An 18,300-nucleotide genomic window follows, 5' to 3' on the forward strand; every position below is an offset into this window, starting at 1 on the left:
AGTTTAAAATGGAAGAAATTATTATTGATACCGAATTTATAAAATTGGATTCGTTGTTGAAATATGCTGCTGTTGTTCAAACAGGAGCAGATGCTAAATTCTTTATTTCTGAAGGATTAGTTTTTGTTGACGGAGTAGTTGAAACAAGACGTGGTAGAAAAATTTATGACGGAATGACTGTCAAGGTATTGGCTGACGAAGAAGTAAGTTTAATTGTTAAAAAGAGGTAGAGTTGATAGTTGAAAAAATACATTTGACCAACTTTAGAAATTTAAAAGATATTTCTTTTAATTTTAAAGAGAATATAAATGTATTTGTCGGAAAAAACGGAATTGGAAAGACGAATGTTTTGGAGGCAATTTACATTTCTCTTGTTGCGTCAAGTTTTAGACAGGCAAAACAAGAAGATTTTATAAGTTTTGGAGAGAATTTTACTAAAGTTGATACTTTTGTAAATGAAAAGGGATTTGAAAATAAAATTTCTTTTTTATATACCGAAGATAAGAAAAAAGTTTTTAAAATTGATGATATTAAACTTAAGAGTATAAATGAGCTTTATGACTTTTCAAATGTTATTGGATTTTTCCCAGATGAGCTAAAAATAATCACTGAAATTCCAAATTTTAGAAGAAATTTTTTTGACAGTTTTATTATGAAAATGTCTAAGGGATATAAACAAAAATTGAATTTGTATAGAAATGTAATTTTTAGAAGAAATTTACTCTTAAAGGGAATGAATTTATCTAGCTACTACAAGCAGGAGATGAATGCACTGACAAAGAAGCTTGCTCTTTTGTGCTATGAAATAAGCATGGAGAGAAAAAAGCTGATTGATTTGATAAATAAGGAAGTAAATTTCATTCATCAACAATTATCGGGAGAAACTCTTTACATAGAGTATGAATCAATTTTATCAAATCATAAAAGATCGGAAAATGAATGTTTAAAGGAAATTTTAGAAAATTTTTCAAAGTCCTATAAATTGGATAGTGAAAATAAGACTACAAACTTTGGTATTCATAAGGAAAATTTTAAATTTATTCTAAATGGCAATGATGCGAAGAGCTTTTCTTCACAAGGTCAAAAGAGAAATATTATAATTACGATTAAAATGTGTCAAAAAAATATTTTTGAAGAGTATAAGGGAGTAAAACCGATTATTCTACTTGATGATTTATTTAGTGAATTGGATGAATATAGAAGATATGAAATTTTGGAATATTTAACGGATAATCAAGTCTTTATAACGACTACAGATAAATCTTTTGTAAATAATTTTAAGAATATAAATGTTATAGAAATGGAAAAAGTGAGAAAGGAAAAATATGAGTAAGGAAAAAATTAGAAATTACGGGGCGAAAGACATTAAAGTTCTAACAGGTCTTGAGCCAGTTAGACTTAGACCTGGTATGTACATAGGTTCGACAGGAGTAAAGGGACTTCATCATTTAGTTTATGAAGTTGTTGACAATAGTATTGATGAGGCTTTGGCAGGTGTTTGTGATACAATTACAGTTACAATTTTTGAAGATAATTCTGTAAGAGTTGAAGATAATGGTAGTGGTATTCCAGTAGAAGTGCATCCACAAACAGGAAAATCAACACTTGAAACAGTTTTGACAATTCTACATGCTGGTGGTAAGTTCAATAACAATGCTTACCAAGTTTCAGGGGGACTTCATGGAGTTGGGGTTTCTGTTGTAAATGCTCTTTCAGAATGGCTTATTGCAAATGTAAAAAGAGATGGAAAACTTTATGAACAACAATTTTCAAGGGGAAATACAACTTCAAAACTTGAAGTTGTAGGTACTTCAAAAGAAACTGGAACAATAATAACTTTTAAACCTGATTCTGAAATTTTTGATACAACAATTTATGAAAAAGAAATTTTAAGAAACAGATTTAGAGAAATGGCATTTTTAAATAAGGGTGTTAAAATTATTTTTACAGATGAAAGAGAAGATTTTACAGAAACTTTTCATTATGAAGGTGGAATAAAATCTTTTGTTGAGTATATGAATAGAAATAAAAATAATCTTCATAATGAAGTTATTTATTTTCAAGGACAAAGAGGCGATTCACAAGTTGAAATTTCTATGCAATATACAGACGGATACTCCGAAAATGTCTTAACTTTTGCAAATAATATTCATACTCCTGAAGGAGGAAGTCATTTAGTAGGTTTTAGGACTGCTCTAACTCGTACTTTAAATGATTATGGAAGAAAATACAATTTAATTAAGGATAAGGATGCGAATCTTCAAGGGGATGATACAAGAGAAGGTCTTACTGGAATAGTTTCAATAAAACTTCCTAATCCGCAATTTGAAGGACAAACTAAGGCAAAACTTGGAAATAGTGAAAGTCGTGGTATCGTTGAAACTTTCTTATACGATAATTTGATGACTTTCTTAGAAGAAAATCCAAAAGTTGGTAAAATTATTATAGAAAAAGCACAAAGTAGTGCAAGAGCGAGAGAAGCTGCAAGAAAAGCAAGAGATTTAACTCGTAAAAAATCAATTCTTGACAATACGACTTTACCTGGTAAATTATCCGACTGTCAGGAAAGTGATATTGCTGTAAATGAAATTTATCTTGTCGAAGGGGACTCTGCGGGTGGTTCTGCAAAACAAGGTAGAGATAGTAAATTCCAAGCAGTTTTACCACTTAAAGGTAAGATTATGAATGTTGAAAAGGCAAGAATTGACAAGATTTTAGGTTATGAAGAAATAAAGTCAATGATTACTGCTTTTGGAACAGGAATTGGAAAAGATTTTAATTTAGACAATTTGAGATATGGAAAAATAGTTATAATGACAGATGCCGACGTTGACGGTGCACATATTAGAACTTTGATTTTAACATTTTTCTATCGTTATATGAGAGAATTAATCGAACAAGGTCATGTATATATAGCTCAACCACCACTTTATGGAATTATTAAAGGTGTTAAGGTTGTAAAATATTGTTGGACTGATGAAGAATTACAAGCAAGTTTAGATGAACTTGGTCGTGATTCACATAGAATTCAAAGATATAAAGGTCTTGGGGAAATGAATCCTGCACAACTTTGGGAAACAACAATGAATCCTGAAAACAGACTTTTCCTACAAGTAAATATTGATGATGAAGAACTTGTGTCAATAGATGAAACTTTCTCAACTCTTATGGGAGATAAGGTTGAACCAAGACGTGAATTTATAGAACAAAATGCGAAATATGTTGAAAATATTGACGCATAGGAGGAATAGATGGCTGATATAGAAAATAAAATAAATGTTGTCGATGTAGATATCGAAAAGGAAATGAAAAAGTCATACCTTGAATATGCCATGAGTGTTATTGTTGCAAGAGCTTTGCCTGATGTTAGAGACGGTTTAAAGCCTGTTCATAGAAGAATTATTTATGCAATGCAAGGTCTTGGACTTTTACCAGACAAGCCTTATAAAAAATCTTCAAGACTTGTCGGGGAAGTAATGGGTAAGTATCACCCTCATGGGGACTCTGCAATTTATGATGCAACAGTTAGACTTGCACAAGATTTCAACTTGCGTTATCCTCTTGTTGACGGTCAAGGAAACTTTGGTACTATCGACGGAGACGGTGCTGCCGCTCCTCGTTATACAGAAGTTAGAATGCAAAAACTTGCTCTTGAAATGTTAAAAGATATAAATAAAGATACTGTAGATTTTTCACCGAACTATGACGAAAATGAAAAAGAACCAGTTGTTTTACCAAGTAAATTTCCAAATCTTTTGGTAAATGGTGCAGCTGGTATCGCCGTTGGTATGGCTACAAATATGCCACCACATAATTTAAACGAAGTAATTGATGCAACTTGCGAATATATCGATAATTTCGACATTTCCATTGAAGAACTTATGAAATTTGTAAAAGGTCCTGACTTCCCGACTGGAGCAAATATTATGGGACTTGAAGGAATTAAACAAGCTTATCATACAGGACGTGGAAAAATTACTGTAAGAGCAGTTGCAAATATTGAAGAATACAATAATAAGACTAGAATTATAGTTACAGAAATTCCATATCAAGTTAATAAAACTAATTTGATTATGAAGATTGTTGAGCTTATCAAAGATAAGAGAATTGAAGGAATTTCAGACTTAAGAGATGAAAGTAATATGAAGGGGATTAGAATTGTAATCGAATTAAAGAGAGATGCTAATCCGAATATTATTTTAAATAATCTTTATAAACATACACAAATGCAAACTACTTTCGGTGTAATAAATCTTGCACTTGTAAATGGTGAGCCAAAAGTTTTAACTTTAAAGGAATTAATTGGACATTATGTAGAACATCAAAGAGAAGTAATTACAAGACGTTGTAGATTTGAACTAAAAAAAGCTGAAGACAGAGCACATATTGTTGAAGGACTTTTAAAAGCGATTGATCATATTGACGAAATCATTAAGATAATTAGAGCTTCTTACTCAGATGCACAAGAAAAACTTATGGAACGTTTTGGCTTTACTAAAATTCAAGCTGAAAGCATCCTAGAAATGCGTTTAAGAAGACTTCAAGGTCTTGAAAGAGAAAAATTACAAGATGAATACAATTCTTTGATTAAAGAAATTGCAAGACTTAAAGAAATCTTAGGAAATGAAAGATTAATCTTAAATATAATCAAAGAAGAATTAATAGAAATAAAAGAAAAATTCGGAGATGACAGAAGAACTGAAATCAAACCTAATTTTGATGAAATTGAAATTGAAGAGTTAATCAAAGAAGAAGATGTTGTAATAACTCTTACAAAACAAGGTTACATCAAGAGAATCCCTTCTGATACTTATAAAGTACAAAATAGAGGCGGAAAAGGTGTTGTTGCCCTTACTACAAAAGAAGACGACTATGTTGACAGTCTTTTTGTAACTTCAACTCATAGCTTGATTTTATTCTTTACGAATAAGGGAAGAGTTTATAAGTTAAAAGCTTATGAAATTCCTGAAGGAAAAAGACAAGCAAAAGGTCAAAATATTATAAATCTTTTAGAATTGATGCATGGAGAAAAAGTAAATGCAGTAATTCCAGTAAAAGATGCAGAAGCTGATGAATACTTGATTATGGCTACAAAGAAAGGGACAATCAAGAGAACATCTGTTGAACTTTTCAAAGCAATTAGAAAAGTTGGAATGAAGGCAATTAATTTAGTTGATGATGACGAACTAATTCAAGTTAGAGTTTCACCAGTTGAAGACTCAGCAATTCTAGTTACAAAAAAAGGTCTTGCAATTAAATTTGCACTTTCAGATCTTAGAGAAATTGGAAGAACAGGACAGGGTGTAAGAGGAATTAAACTTGATAAAGATGATGAAGTTGTTTCAATGAATCTTGACTCTGAAGGAAAACATCTACTTGTATTCTCTGAATATGGCTATGGAAAGAGAACTTTAGCTTCAAACTACAAAGTGCAAAACAGAGGCGGAAAAGGTGTTAAAACTTATAAAGTAACTGAAAAAACTGGTTTTGTAGTTTCATCTAAAATGGTAAATCCAAATGATGAAGTCATTGTACTTTCACAAAGTGGCGGAATTATAAGACTTCTTGTTAAAGACATACCAGTAAAAGGTAGAGATACACAAGGTGTTATAATAAAAGATGTAAATAAAGACGAAGATAAAATCGTTGCAGTTGCAAAATATGTAAATGATGTTGAATAAGGAGATGCTATGGAATTAAAAGTTGATTTAAGACAAGAGGGAGAAAAACTTTTTGTCGATTTACAAGGTGATTTGGATATAAATTCCAATAAAGAATTTAAAGAAAAAGTTAATTCCGTTCAAGGAGTAAAAAAAATAACAGTGAATTGTGAAAATCTTTCATATATTGATTCAACGGGGCTCGGTGCTTTTATAAGTATCTACAAACATATAAAAGAAAAGGGAGAAAAACTTGTTATTACAGGCTTAAAACCACATATCAAGAAAATCTTTCTTATAACCGACTTAGACAAAGTTTTTGAAATCGAGGGGTAATTATGGATAGGATATTTGTAAAATTTCCTTCAGAAAAAAAATACATTTCAACTTTAAGACTTTTAATTTCGTCCATAGCTAATACAATCTCTATGGATATTGAAAATATCGAAGATTTAAAAGTTTCAATTTCTGAAGTTGTAAATTTATTTGTAGATGAAAGTGAATTTTTTGAAATCAGTATGGATGTCTTTGATGATAAAATCGAAATTGAAGTCATGCCTGACATTTCCCTTTTAGGAATTCAAGAAAAAGAAGAAAATAAATTTGCTTTACTAATTTTGGAGAATTTAGTTGATAAAGTAGAATTCAGAGAAAATAGTGTACTTTTAGTTAAAAATAAAGGATAAAAAAATGAAAAAGGTATATAACAAACCGGACTCAGAACAAATAAAAGCTCTATTTAAAGAGTATTTTGAAAATCCCACACCAGAACTTAGAGACAAACTAATAGAAAAAAATCTATATATGGCTGAAATTTTAGCAAAAAAATATGTAAATCGTGGAATTGACTATGATGATCTATTCCAAGTTGCAAGTCTTGGCTTAATCTATGCCATAGATAGATATGACATCTCAAAAGGCTTTGAATTTTCAAGTTTCGCTATGCCGACTATCGTTGGAGAAATAAAGAGATATTTCAGAGATAAAGGTTGGGTAATTCGGGTTCCAAGAAGAATACAGGAGAACTCTAAAAAAGTTAATAATGCAAAATATCATTTAACACAAGAGCTTGGAAGAACTCCAACAATTAAAGATATTGCAGACTATGTAGAACTTTCTGAAGAAGAAGTGTTGGAAATTATGGAAGCTAGTAAAGTTTATACACCTCAATCATTAGATCAAAGTTTTGAAAATTCAGATAGTGAAGACAAAGACACAAACTTAATTGATATTGTTGGAGAAGAAGACAAAGAATTTGACTTTGTTGACAATCAAGATTTTATTAAAAAAACTTTAGAAAAACTAACTGAAGTTGAAAAACAAATAATACTTGGAAGATATTTTGAACAAAAAACACAAGTAGCCCTTGCAAAAGAGCTAAACATTTCCCAGATGACAGTAAGTCGTCTCGAAAAAAAAGCCCTTGCAAAATTTAGAGAAGAATTGAATATGTAAATTTAGGAGAAAAATCAACGGGAATCCGTTGATTTTTTTGTTGGTAAGTATGTAATTTAATAATTTTATGTATCTTCGATACATTTACTTATTCTTGTTTACTTGTAAATAAAAGTAGGTCTGACAGGGGTAATTGTATCTTTAGATACAATTACTCTGGAAATCTCATAAAGCCCTATAATTATGAATATAGTCTATTTTAATGAAATTAAAATTATAATAATTTTAGTGTAAAAAACATTGAATCTACTCAATAATTATGCTATACTGACATTGATTATATTAATATAAAAGGAGAAAAATAATGAGTTTTTTTAAAAAGGTTATTAACGGATTATTTAATGGTTCAAAGGAAAAGAAAGAAGAGCATTCTAATGACGAGTATTCTCCTACTTTAATTAAAGAAGCACCCCTTGCTTATTGGGAAGAATTTTCATATATGTTAGCTTTAACACCTGAAAATTATACACTTACAGAAGAAATTTTTGCTAATATTAAAGCTATAGATGGTATTGAAATTAAAGAAAAAATTATGCCAAGTGAAGATTTACCCGGAAAGCTTGTTATATCATACGATGGTACGGACTTTGAAGTAGGATTTTATATTGGAGATTTTTATACAGAAGAAATGTATCAATGGCAATTACAATATTTTACTGAAGAGGAAAAAGAACAAATTTTAAAAGTAAAGAATGCTTTAAATGTTTATATGAAGTTTGAAGGTAATCCTAAAAAATATTATCATTTACAGCTTAAACTTGTTTATGCTATGATTCCTGAAATGGTTGCTCTTTGTGATGAAAGTGCTGAGAGAATGTTAAATAAAAAATGGGTTGAATTAGCAGTAAAATCAAATGTTCTTCCTGCTCCGATAAGTCTATATACTGTTCAAGCCGTTTATGATGAAAATGAAGTTTGGCTACATACACATGGATTGTGTAGATGCAATCTACACGAAATTGAAATTTTAGGTTCAAACAAGGATGACTCCGGAACACATTATGACTTAATTTCAAATTATGCTTGTAGATTGTTAGATGAAAATAATCCTGTTGAAGAGGATGATGGAAATGAAATTGGCGAAGAAACAATACATTTGGGAGTTTTTTACGATGGAGAACCAATAGTTGCTACATCAAAAAAATGGATAAATGCTTTGAAGTATTATCCTAAGGATATTCTCGGAGGGATTGAAGATAGAAAGGACTCTCATAATTCTAAAACAAATATACTTTTCCTTTATGGAAGTGAAGAGGACTTTAATAAAAATCGTTTGAGAAAGCCTTCAGAGTTTACAGAAAAGTTGGAGAATAATCCTATATTTTATTTAAGCAATGAAGAAACTGCAAGAATGAGTTCTTTGGCGAGAGAAAGATTTTCTTATGTTGAAAGAATGCTTAAGGAAAAACAAGACGGTAAAGATATTGGCATTATTATTAAGTTAGGTCTTGAAACAGTAGATGAAGAAGGTAATTTGGATAGTGAAAATCGTGAACATATTTGGTTTGAGGCTCTTTCTATGGAAGGAGATAGTTTTAAGGCAAGATTGACTCAAGAGCCTTATAATATTCCTAATTTACGTGAAGGTGATGAGGGAATATATTCTATAGATTATGTAAGTGATTGGAGGATTCATACTGAAAATGGTGTAATAACTCCTGAAACTGTATATTTGCTAGATTTATAAAGAAAAAGAAAATCAACGTAACTACGTTGGTTTTTTGTTGGGAAAAAAGTGTATTTTTTATGATGTATTTTCGATACATTTAATTTTGCTTGTTTACTTGTAAACAAACAAGTATTTCCGAAAGAAAAATTATTTGAATAATTGACTTATATTAATTAGAAAGTGAAATAACAAGTCCTTTTTTATAACTTTCTGATAAATATACATTTATACCTTAAATTATAGTTTATTTTAAGGTGTAAATAGATTGATTATACTCAAATATTGTGATATACTGCTTATAAGTTTTTAATAAATTACAAAGGAGAAAAAAATGAGTTATTTTAAAAATTTATTTAATGGATTATTAAGTGGATTAAAGGGAAATAATAAAGAAGCACCTTTTTATTATTGGGAAGAGTATTCTTGTATGTCAGCATTAGTACCTGAAAATTATTCACTTACAGAAGAAGTTTTTGTTAATATTGAGGCTTTAGATGGAATTAAAATTAAATATAAGAAACTGCCACATAAAAAAACAGCAGGAAAACTTGTGATATCATATGAAAGAAAGGACTTTGAAGTAGGATTTTTTCTTGGAGATTTTCCTGTTCATGAAATGCGTCATTGGGAACAACAATATTTTACGGAAGAGAATAAAGAAAAAATTTCAAGTGTAAAGAAATCTTTAAATATTTTTATGAAGTTTGAAGGAAAATCTCAAAAATGTTATCATTTACAGCTTAAACTTATCTATGCTATGATTCCTGAAATGGTTGCTCTTTTTGATGAAAGTGCAAAAAAATTATTAAATAAAAAGTGGGTTGAGTTAGCAGTAAAATCAAATTTGCTTCCTGATCCAATAAATTTATTTAGAATTCATGCTGTTTATGATAAAAATGAAGTATGGTTATATTCATGTGGATTGTGTAGATGTAATCTTCGAGAAATTGAAATTTTAGGCTCAAATATGGAAGACTCGGTAACACATTATGAGTTGCTTTCAAATTATGCAAGCTGGTTATTAAATGGAAAAGATGCTATTTTAAAAGATGAAACAAATGAACAAGGTGAAGAAACATTACCTATTGGATTTTTTTATGATGAAGAACCGATAGTCGTTTCATCTAAAAAGTGGACAAATGGTTTAAAGTATTATCCTAAGGATATTCTCGGCGGTTTTGATGATAGAAAGAACTCACATAATTCTAAAACAAATATAATTTTCCTCTATGGTTGTGAAGAAGACTATAATAAAAAGCATTTAAGAAAGCCTTCAGAGTTTACAGAAAAACTTGAAAATGAGTCTATATTTTTTGTAAGCGATGAGGAAACTAAAAGAAAGATTTCTTTGGCGAAAGAAAGATTTTCTTATGTTGAAAGAATGCTTAAGGAAAAACAAGAAGGTAAGGAAGATATTGATTTTATTATTAAATTAGGTCTTGAAACAATAGACGAAAATGGTAATATAGATACAGAAAATCGTGAGCATATTTGGTTTGAAGATATTTCTATGGAAGGAGATAGTATTAAAGGAAAAGTTACTCAAGAACCTTATAATATTCCTAATTTGCATGAAGGTGATGAGGGTATATATTCTAAAGATTATGTAAGTGATTGGAAAATTCATACTGAAAAAGGTATAATAACTCCGGAAACTGTATATTTATTGGATTTATAAGATATGTTAAAAGTAAATAATTTTTATCCCTTAAATTAAGGTGTATTTTAAGGGATAAAAAGATTATTAAGGAGAAATCCAAAGAGAGGGCATAGGCAGAGCGACAAAATATATAAGATTAAAATAGTAAAAAGTTTAAAATCAACGGGTTTCCGTTGATTTTTTTGTGGGGAAGTTGTTGTTATGTATCTACGATACATTTACTTTTGCTAAAACAAAAGTAGGTCTGATGGGGTATTTGTATCATTTGATATAATTATTGCAAGGCAACAAGGTGCCCAAGTATCTACCAAATGAAATTATAAAATTTTTTTGGTACATACACAATTAAAGGGAAGTTTTTCTAGAGTTATATTTTTTTATATCTTTTGGATAGATTCCTTTATATTTTTTGAAACAAGTACTGAATTTGCTATGAGAAGAATACCCTACTGCTTCAGCAATATCCTGAATTTTAAGGGAGGAGTTCAATAGAAGAACTTCTGCCATATTCATTCGGCGTCTTTGAGTGTATTCGGTAATTGTACATTGATATTTTTGTTTAAATAATTTTTTAAGTTTTGTACCGCTCATAGTGGATATTTTTTCTAAAGTTTTTTGTGAAATTGAGGTTGCATAATGATCGTCTATATAATTAGCAACAATTTCCAAAGCTTCATCATCGGCAATAGATATTGGATTGTTGTACTTATTTAAAAATGCGTCTATTGTTATACTAAGCCATTCTTTTGCCTTTGATTCAAAAAAGATTTCAACAGCAGGAGATATCATCTTACAATTTAGTATATCTTTTGCAATTCTTTCCAAAGGTTTGTTTATAATTGTATTAGTGTTGAAAAATAAATTTTCATAGTTACAAATTTTGTTTTTGTATGAGGATAGACAATCTTCTATCATAGATTGGTTGAAATTTATACCTATTCCTAGATAGGGAGAGTTTTTATGTAGTATAAATCTATAGTTTTTAGAATTTTTTGTATTTATAACATAGAGTGAGTTTGAAGAAAGATTTTGATAAGGATTAAAACTTTCTCCATTTGCTGTAACTAAATAAGATGAGTAAAAGGAATAGAAATTATCCAAACCGGCGAAACTTGTGTGGATAATTTCTTTTTTTATGAAAACATCGTGAATATCAATTGTAAAATTTTTACCTTCATAAAACCAATATATGCCTTCCGCATCTTCTGTATTGAAACAAAATGTATGCCCTGCAGAGGAGTATTTTGTATTATCAGTACATTCATTTGTAGAAAAAAAGTTTTTAACAAAGTTGTAAAAATCGCTCATATATACCTCCATTGTATATTTTTATCCCTAATAGACATTATTCCGAATAGACATAGTTAGCTATGTCTAATTGATTGAATTTCTCATTTATTATATAATTTATTATATGATAGGTAAATTATATAATAAATAGAAGATAAAAACAAGCTAAGAGTTATATACTGTTAAAAATTTTAAAACACCAATTTTTATATTCAGTCTAAACAGGATATTTATAAAGCTTGTTTAATTTAAAGAAAAGGAGGAGTTATTCATTGAAGAATAAGAAAAAATCAATACTAAAAAGGCTAATGCCTTATGCCGGTAGGAAAAGTATTTTGTTTTATATTGCTATGATTATGTCTGCAATTTCAGGTATTATGGTCTTGATGCCTATGGTTTTTATTCATAGGATTATAAATAGTTTAATTTTAAATGAAACGGTAGATTTTGTCTATGTGAGGGAAAATTCAATTTATGCGGCGACATTTGCGGGATTAGGTTTATTTATATACCTTATAGGTCTTGTTTTATCCCATGTTTTTGCGTTTGAAGTAGAAGATAATATTATTAAGAGCTCGGTAAAAAAACTAATGAATAAACCACTTGGATATTTTGATGATAAAGAAAGTGGAAGAATAAGAAAAGTAATCATATCCGGAGCTTCTGAAACTCATTCTTTCTTAGCACATCAACTTCCTGATATGGCAATGACAGTTATATCACCGGTAGTTCTGTTTGTATTTTTCTTTATGTTTGATTGGAAATTGGGGCTTGTAAGTATGGTGCCGATAATTATTGGCATGATATTAATGTCATCAATGATGACATCCGAAACAAAGAAAATGAAAGAAGAATATTACGAAGATCTTTCCGATTTATCTTCTCAGACCGTAGAATATGTCAGGGGAATTCCGGTGGTAAAAACATTCGCACAAAGTATTGAAAGTTTTGATAAGTTATATTCGTTAATTATCAAAATAAAAGATCTTGTGCTCAAGCTTACTATGAGTTACACGAATAAAATGTCATGGTTTGGGACTATTTCTACATCGACAGCATTTTTCTTAGTGCCTGTAGCTTTATTGTTAATAAAATTTAATGGTAACTTAGCTAATGTGGTTGCAAATTCTGTTATTTATTTTCTGATAGGACCGATATTTGCCGTTTTTATTATGAGAACGGCGACAATTAAACAATTTAGTTATTTTGCGGAGCTTGCTCTGGACAAAATTGAAAATATACTTGAATATAATGATTTTATTTATGGAGATAAGACAAGCTCTGAAGTGGGAATTGAGTTTAAAAATGTAAGTTTTTCTTATGGTGAAGAAAATGTCTTGGATAATATTTCTTTTAAAGTAGAAAGAGGAGAACAAGTTGCTTTAGTTGGAATGTCGGGTAGTGGTAAAACCACTATAGCAAGGCTTGCTGCCAGATTTTATGATATTAAATCAGGTGAAATTTTAATTGGCGGGATTAATATAAAAGATTTTGAAAAAGAGGCTTTGATGAAAAAAATAGCCTTTGTTTTTCAAAATTCCAAACTGTTTAAGATGAGTTTAAGGGATAATCTTCTAATTGCAAAACCCGACGCAACAGATGAAGAAATAGATAATGCTTTGATTAATTCAGGCTGTAAAGAGATAATTAAAGGCTTGAAAAATAGACTTGATACTGTTTATGGAACGAGGGGCACATATTTTTCAGGTGGTGAAGCTCAAAGACTTTCTATAGCAAGAGCTTTTCTTAAGGATGCGGATATTATTATTTTAGATGAAGCTACAGCTTTTGCGGACCCTGAAAATGAACATCTAATTCAGGAGTCTTTTAAAAAATTATCAAAAAACAAGACAACACTAATGATTGCCCACAGATTATCTACTGTAGTAGATGTGGACAAGATACTTGTTATAGAAAAAGGTAGAATTGTAGAAGAAGGTAAGCACTCAGATTTGATAAATATGAATGGGCATTATAAAAAGCTTTGGGATGAATATCAAAAATCTGTAAATTGGAAGATAGGAGGTTAAGATATGGTTTCTTATTTTATAAAACGATATGCTATGTCTGAAAAAGGAGCGATTAATTTAAAAAAAGCAATCATCTCACATACCTTTGTTAATTTAACAAAATTATTTGCACCAATGATTGCCTTTATGTTTTTGTTTCAGTATATAGGCGTTTTGAAGGGTATTGAAAGTTATAATTTTACTCTATTTCATTATCTTATATTAATTATAGTAATGATGATATTAATGTTTTTAGTTGCAAGGTGGGATTATGTAAGACTTTACACAAATGTATATAACGAGAGTGCAAATTCAAGGATTGATTTAGCAGAAAGATTAAAAAAATTGCCTCTTTCTTATTTTGGAAAAAGAGATTTGGCAGATCTTGCAGAAACAATGATGAATGATATGAATTTATATGAAACTATATTTTCACATGCCGTTCCTCATATATATGCAACCACTATTTCTACAGGTGTTATTGCTTTAATGCTTATTATCTATAATCCAAAATTGGCTTTTGCAGCATTGTGGGTGATTCCGATTTCACTTCTAATAATATTTTTATCAAAGAAAAGTCAGAAAAAAGTAGTACAAAACTGGATAGATGATAATCGCAAGGTTTTTGATGATTTGCAGGAAAAGATTGAGCAGATAGAGCAAATAAAATCTTATAATTTAGAAGAACAAATGCTAAAAGATTTTTTTAAAAAATTAAATATGTCTACAAAACAAAAAACTAAAGGTGAAATTGTTGCAGGAACACTTACAGGAATAGCGACTGCAATATTAAAACTTGGTATTATAAGTGTTGCTGTTGTTGGTGTAAATATGCTTATTGCAGGGGAGATAAATATATTGGTTTATATTGCATTTTTAATGATGACAACAAGTATTTATCTACCAATAGAGGGAATAATTACTTTTATGTCCATGATAGTTATGCTTGATGCTGTGGTTGGAAGAATAAAGGAAATAAAAACTATGCCTATTCAAGAGGGCAAAAAGAATATGGAAATTACAAATTATGACATTGAATTTAAAGATGTTTATTTTGGATATGATAATTATTCTGTAATAAATGGGGTTAGTTTTATCGCAAAGCAAGGTGAAATCACAGCCTTAATCGGTTCAAGCGGAAGTGGAAAAACAACAGTTGCAAAACTTGCTGCAAGATTTTGGGATATAGATAGAGGAAAAATTTTGATAGGTGGAAAAGACATAAGTGAGGTTGATCCGGAAACTTTACTTAAAAATTTTTCCATAGTATTTCAAGATGTTATCCTCTTTAATACAAGTATAAAAGATAATATTAAAATCGGGAAAAAAGATGCTACAGATGAGGAAATAACAAGGGCAGCTAAAATAGCAAGATGTGATGATTTTATAAATAAAATGCCGGAAGGAATAGATACTATAATAGGGGAAAATGGACAAAGACTTTCCGGTGGAGAAAGACAAAGAATATCAATAGCAAGGGCTATTTTGAAAGATGCACCGATTATACTGCTTGATGAAGCTACGGCATCTCTTGATGTCGAAAATGAAAGTCTTATTCAGGAAGCTCTTTCTGAACTTATAAAAGAAAAAACAGTTATAGTAATTGCTCATAGACTTAGAACAATAAGAAATGCAGATAAAATTGTTTTGTTAAATGCCGGAAAAATAGAAGCGGTAGGTACAGATAGCGAACTTTATAAAAGCTCAGAATTTTATAAGGCAATGCTTGAAAAAGCAAATATTCAGTAAAAACTTATAGGAGGACATTATGGAAATGGAAAAATTGAAAATCAAGGATTTAGTTACAATAGGTGTATTTACGGTAATATATTTTGTACTTATGTTTCTTTCAGGAATGATTGGCATAGTACCGATTTTATACTTGGCATATCCTGCTGTGGCAGGTATTATAACAGGCATAGTTATTATGCTTTTTATAGCAAAAGTTCAAAAACCATGGGGATTATTTATACTTGGTTTAATTTGTAGTTTTATCGTTATTGCAATGGGAAACACATATATAATATTAATACATGCAGTAATAAGTATGGTGATTGCTGAATTTGTAAGAAAAATAGGTGGATACAAATCTTTCAAATACAATATGCTTTCATTTACCATATTCAACACTTGGATTTGTGGATTTCTTATGCAAATATTATTGGCTAAAGATAAGGTTATTGAAGTGGCCGAAACAAGGGGAATGGGACATGATTATATAATGAAACTTATTGCTCTTTTAAATTTCCAAAATATGATATTTGTATATATCGGGGCAATTGTCGGTGGAATTATCGGTGCTTATATCGGGAAAGTATTTTTGAAAAAGCATTTTGAAAAAGCAGGTATTATATAATGCCTGTTTTTTTGGATAATCCCTATAATCCGAATCCGATTAGTAAACTTATGGTAACTTTTTTACTTGGTTTTGCCGTATTTCATAAGGTAAATATCTATTTTGAATGGGCTATTATACTTCTCATTTCATTCCTTTTTTATAAGAATGGATTTAAAAAAGAAGCATTGAAAAATATATTATTTTTCGGTGTTTTTTCTTTAGTAATACCTAGCCTTGATGTAATTAGAAATATGAATGTGATTTTGATGATATTCTTTATGTTATTTGCAGTATGTAGGATGTTTTATCTTCCCTTTTGTTCCGGTAGTTTTTTTGTAAAAACATCAGATGTAGGAAGCATAATATCTTCAATGGATAAAATTAAATTACCCCATAGTATTTCCATACCAATTGCTGTAATTTTTAGATTTTTTCCGTCATTTAGAGAAGAAAGTCATAATATAAAGCTCGCTATGAAGGTAAGAGGAATTACATTAAAAAATCCTATTTCGTATATTGAGTATGTAATGGTACCTTTACTCGTCATATCATCTAACATTTCTGATGACATTGCAAAGGCTGCAGAGACAAAATGTATTGAAAATCCTGTAAAAAAAACAAGGTATATATCAGTCAAAATGAAAATAGTTGATTTTGGATATGTACTTTTGGTACTGATGATGGTTATAGGAGGGATTTTATGGTAGAAATCGAAAATTTATCTCTATCTTACGGGAATAATAAAAAAGTATTAAAAAATATTTCTTTAAATATAAAAAAAGGTGAATGTATATTACTGACTGGAAAAAGCGGAAGTGGAAAATCTTCAATTATAAATTCTATCAATGGATTGGCTGTAAGATATGATGGAGCCTCTATAGATGGAAGTATTAGAATAGGGAATAAAGATATAAAAAACCTTAAACTCTATGAAATATCAATGCTTGTATCAAGTGTTTTTCAAAATCCGAAGACTCATTTTTTTAATGTGAATACTACTCTTGAATTGCTTTTTTATTTGGAAAACATAGGACTTTCAAGAGACGAAATGGATAAAAGATTAACTGAAATGCTGAAGTTATTCCCTATAGAGCATCTTTTGAATAGAGATATTTTTAAATTATCAGGTGGGGAAAAACAGATTTTATGTATTGCTGCCAGTTATATATCCGGTACTGAAATAATTGTTTTAGATGAGCCTTCATCAAATCTTGATGAAGAAAATATTAAAGTTATAAAAGAAATGCTTGCTCAACTTAAAGATATGGGAAAAACTATTATAATTTCAGAACATAGAATATTTTACCTTATGGATATTATAGACAGGATTTTTTTAATTAAAGATGGGGAAATACAAAGAGAATATACTAAAATAGATTTTATGAAATTATCTACAAAGAAACTTAATGAATTAGGTTTAAGAGATAAAATTAAAACAAAACTTACAGTACCTGAAATTAAAAATAGCGGGAGTTTCAATGTGAAAAATATTGAATTTAAGTTTAATGGGGTAGATAACAAGTTGCTTTTCAAAAATATCTTATTTGAAATGGGTAAAATTTATGGCATAGTAGGAACAAATGGGCTCGGAAAATCTACATTGCTACGTTGCCTTATAGGTTGCGAACGAAAATCTAAAGATGAAATCTATTTAGATGTCAAAAGACTTTCGAAAGCAGATAGGATTAAAATATCATCACTTGTAATGCAGGATGTTAATCATCAACTTTTTACTGATTCTGTCATAAGTGAAGTAAGTCTTGGTATAAAAAATATTGAGATTAGTTATGTTGAAGATATTCTAAAAAAACTTGACTTGTATGAATTGAAAGATTGTCATCCAATGAGTTTGTCAGGCGGACAAAAGCAAAGGGTAGCAATAGCATCCGTATTGTGTAAAAATTCCAAACTTTTGTTTTTGGATGAACCAACAAGTGGAATGGATTACCACAATATGATGAATATATCTCACCTAATCAATGAATGCAAGAGCAATGAGAAAATAATATTTATTGTTTCGCATGATCAAGAATTTTTAAATTCGATAGCTGATTATATTGTATATTTGTAGATACTAATAAGAACCCCACCCTTCTACGATGCTTCACATCGGGCGGGTACCCGGGAACCTTGTTGTTTCACAATAAGAACCCCACCCTTCTACGATGCTTCACATCGGGCGGGTACCCGGGAACCTTGTTGTTTCACAATAAGAACCC

At 29.7% G+C, this 18,300-nt stretch carries 15 protein-coding genes; 14 read left to right on the forward strand and 1 reads right to left on the reverse strand.

Features of this window, described 5'->3' with window-relative positions; all coding sequences use genetic code 11:
• The first annotated feature begins 8 nt into the window (after window positions 1–8).
• The 9 genes from VJI93_RS05850 to VJI93_RS05890 all read left to right on the forward strand — a co-directional run bounded on the left by VJI93_RS05850 (window position 9) and on the right by VJI93_RS05890 (window position 10,462).
• Window positions 9–230 carry an RNA-binding S4 domain-containing protein gene (locus VJI93_RS05850; protein ID WP_323999880.1) on the forward strand — a complete coding sequence of 74 codons (222 nt, stop codon included), beginning with the start codon at window positions 9–11 and terminating at the stop codon, window positions 228–230.
• 2 nt (window positions 231–232) lie between these two features.
• A complete protein-coding gene (recF, locus tag VJI93_RS05855) occupies window positions 233–1,333 on the forward strand; it encodes a DNA replication/repair protein RecF (RefSeq protein WP_323999881.1) in 1,101 nt (366 codons plus the stop codon).
• Window positions 1,326–3,242: a DNA topoisomerase (ATP-hydrolyzing) subunit B gene (gene gyrB, locus VJI93_RS05860; protein ID WP_323999883.1), complete on the forward strand. Its 1,917-nt coding sequence runs from the start codon at window positions 1,326–1,328 to the stop codon at window positions 3,240–3,242. The genes recF and gyrB overlap by 8 nt, the downstream gene beginning before the upstream one ends.
• Window positions 3,243–3,251: 9 nt before the next feature.
• Window positions 3,252–5,681, forward strand: coding sequence for a DNA gyrase subunit A (gene gyrA, locus VJI93_RS05865; protein ID WP_323999885.1), 2,430 nt, complete (start codon window positions 3,252–3,254; stop codon window positions 5,679–5,681).
• A gap of 9 nt (window positions 5,682–5,690) precedes the next feature.
• Entirely contained in the window at window positions 5,691–5,996 is a 306-nt protein-coding gene (locus tag VJI93_RS05870; protein WP_293439793.1) for an STAS domain-containing protein, read from the forward strand.
• Between the two features lie 2 nt (window positions 5,997–5,998).
• Complete coding sequence (locus tag VJI93_RS05875) at window positions 5,999–6,346, forward strand: ATP-binding protein (RefSeq protein ID WP_323999886.1); 348 nt, start codon at window positions 5,999–6,001, stop codon at window positions 6,344–6,346.
• A 4-nt stretch (window positions 6,347–6,350) separates the two neighbouring features.
• Window positions 6,351–7,115 carry a SigB/SigF/SigG family RNA polymerase sigma factor gene (locus VJI93_RS05880; protein WP_248111278.1) on the forward strand — a complete coding sequence of 255 codons (765 nt, stop codon included), beginning with the start codon at window positions 6,351–6,353 and terminating at the stop codon, window positions 7,113–7,115.
• Between the two features lie 304 nt (window positions 7,116–7,419).
• Complete coding sequence (locus tag VJI93_RS05885) at window positions 7,420–8,802, forward strand: DUF4026 domain-containing protein (RefSeq protein ID WP_323999888.1); 1,383 nt, start codon at window positions 7,420–7,422, stop codon at window positions 8,800–8,802.
• Window positions 8,803–9,115: 313 nt separating this feature from the next.
• Window positions 9,116–10,462 (forward strand): DUF4026 domain-containing protein, encoded by a 1,347-nt coding sequence (locus VJI93_RS05890; protein WP_323999889.1) that lies wholly within the window; start codon window positions 9,116–9,118, stop codon window positions 10,460–10,462.
• 327 nt (window positions 10,463–10,789) lie between these two features.
• Here the strand turns inward: VJI93_RS05890 and VJI93_RS05895 are convergent, their stop codons facing one another.
• Window positions 10,790–11,752 (reverse strand): helix-turn-helix domain-containing protein, encoded by a 963-nt coding sequence (locus VJI93_RS05895; protein ID WP_323999890.1) that lies wholly within the window; start codon window positions 11,750–11,752, stop codon window positions 10,790–10,792.
• 254 nt (window positions 11,753–12,006) lie between these two features.
• Here VJI93_RS05895 and VJI93_RS05900 point away from each other — a divergent pair, with 254 nt between their 5' ends.
• From VJI93_RS05900 to VJI93_RS05920, 5 genes are read left to right on the forward strand one after another with little or no spacing between them, the layout of a single operon-like run.
• Window positions 12,007–13,764, forward strand: a complete 1,758-nt coding sequence (locus VJI93_RS05900; RefSeq protein WP_323999893.1) for an ABC transporter ATP-binding protein — start codon at window positions 12,007–12,009, stop codon at window positions 13,762–13,764.
• Window positions 13,765–13,767: 3 nt separating this feature from the next.
• The gene (locus VJI93_RS05905) at window positions 13,768–15,492 is read left to right on the forward strand and encodes an ABC transporter ATP-binding protein (RefSeq protein ID WP_323999894.1); all 1,725 of its coding nucleotides are present in this window, start codon (window positions 13,768–13,770) and stop codon (window positions 15,490–15,492) included.
• Window positions 15,493–15,511: 19 nt separating this feature from the next.
• Entirely contained in the window at window positions 15,512–16,099 is a 588-nt protein-coding gene (locus VJI93_RS05910; RefSeq protein WP_323999895.1) for an MptD family putative ECF transporter S component, read from the forward strand.
• Window positions 16,099–16,788 (forward strand): energy-coupling factor transporter transmembrane component T family protein, encoded by a 690-nt coding sequence (locus VJI93_RS05915; RefSeq protein ID WP_323999898.1) that lies wholly within the window; start codon window positions 16,099–16,101, stop codon window positions 16,786–16,788. Before VJI93_RS05910 ends, VJI93_RS05915 begins: the two co-directional genes overlap by 1 nt.
• On the forward strand, window positions 16,782–18,152 hold the full coding sequence (locus VJI93_RS05920; protein ID WP_323999900.1) for an ABC transporter ATP-binding protein: 1,371 nt from the start codon (window positions 16,782–16,784) through the stop codon (window positions 18,150–18,152). The genes VJI93_RS05915 and VJI93_RS05920 overlap by 7 nt, the downstream gene beginning before the upstream one ends.
• Window positions 18,153–18,300: the final 148 nt, after the last annotated feature.

Origin of the sequence: Parvimonas sp. M20 (assembly GCF_035282425.1) — a bacterium.
Taxonomy (GTDB): Bacteria; Bacillota; Clostridia; order Tissierellales; family Peptoniphilaceae; genus Parvimonas.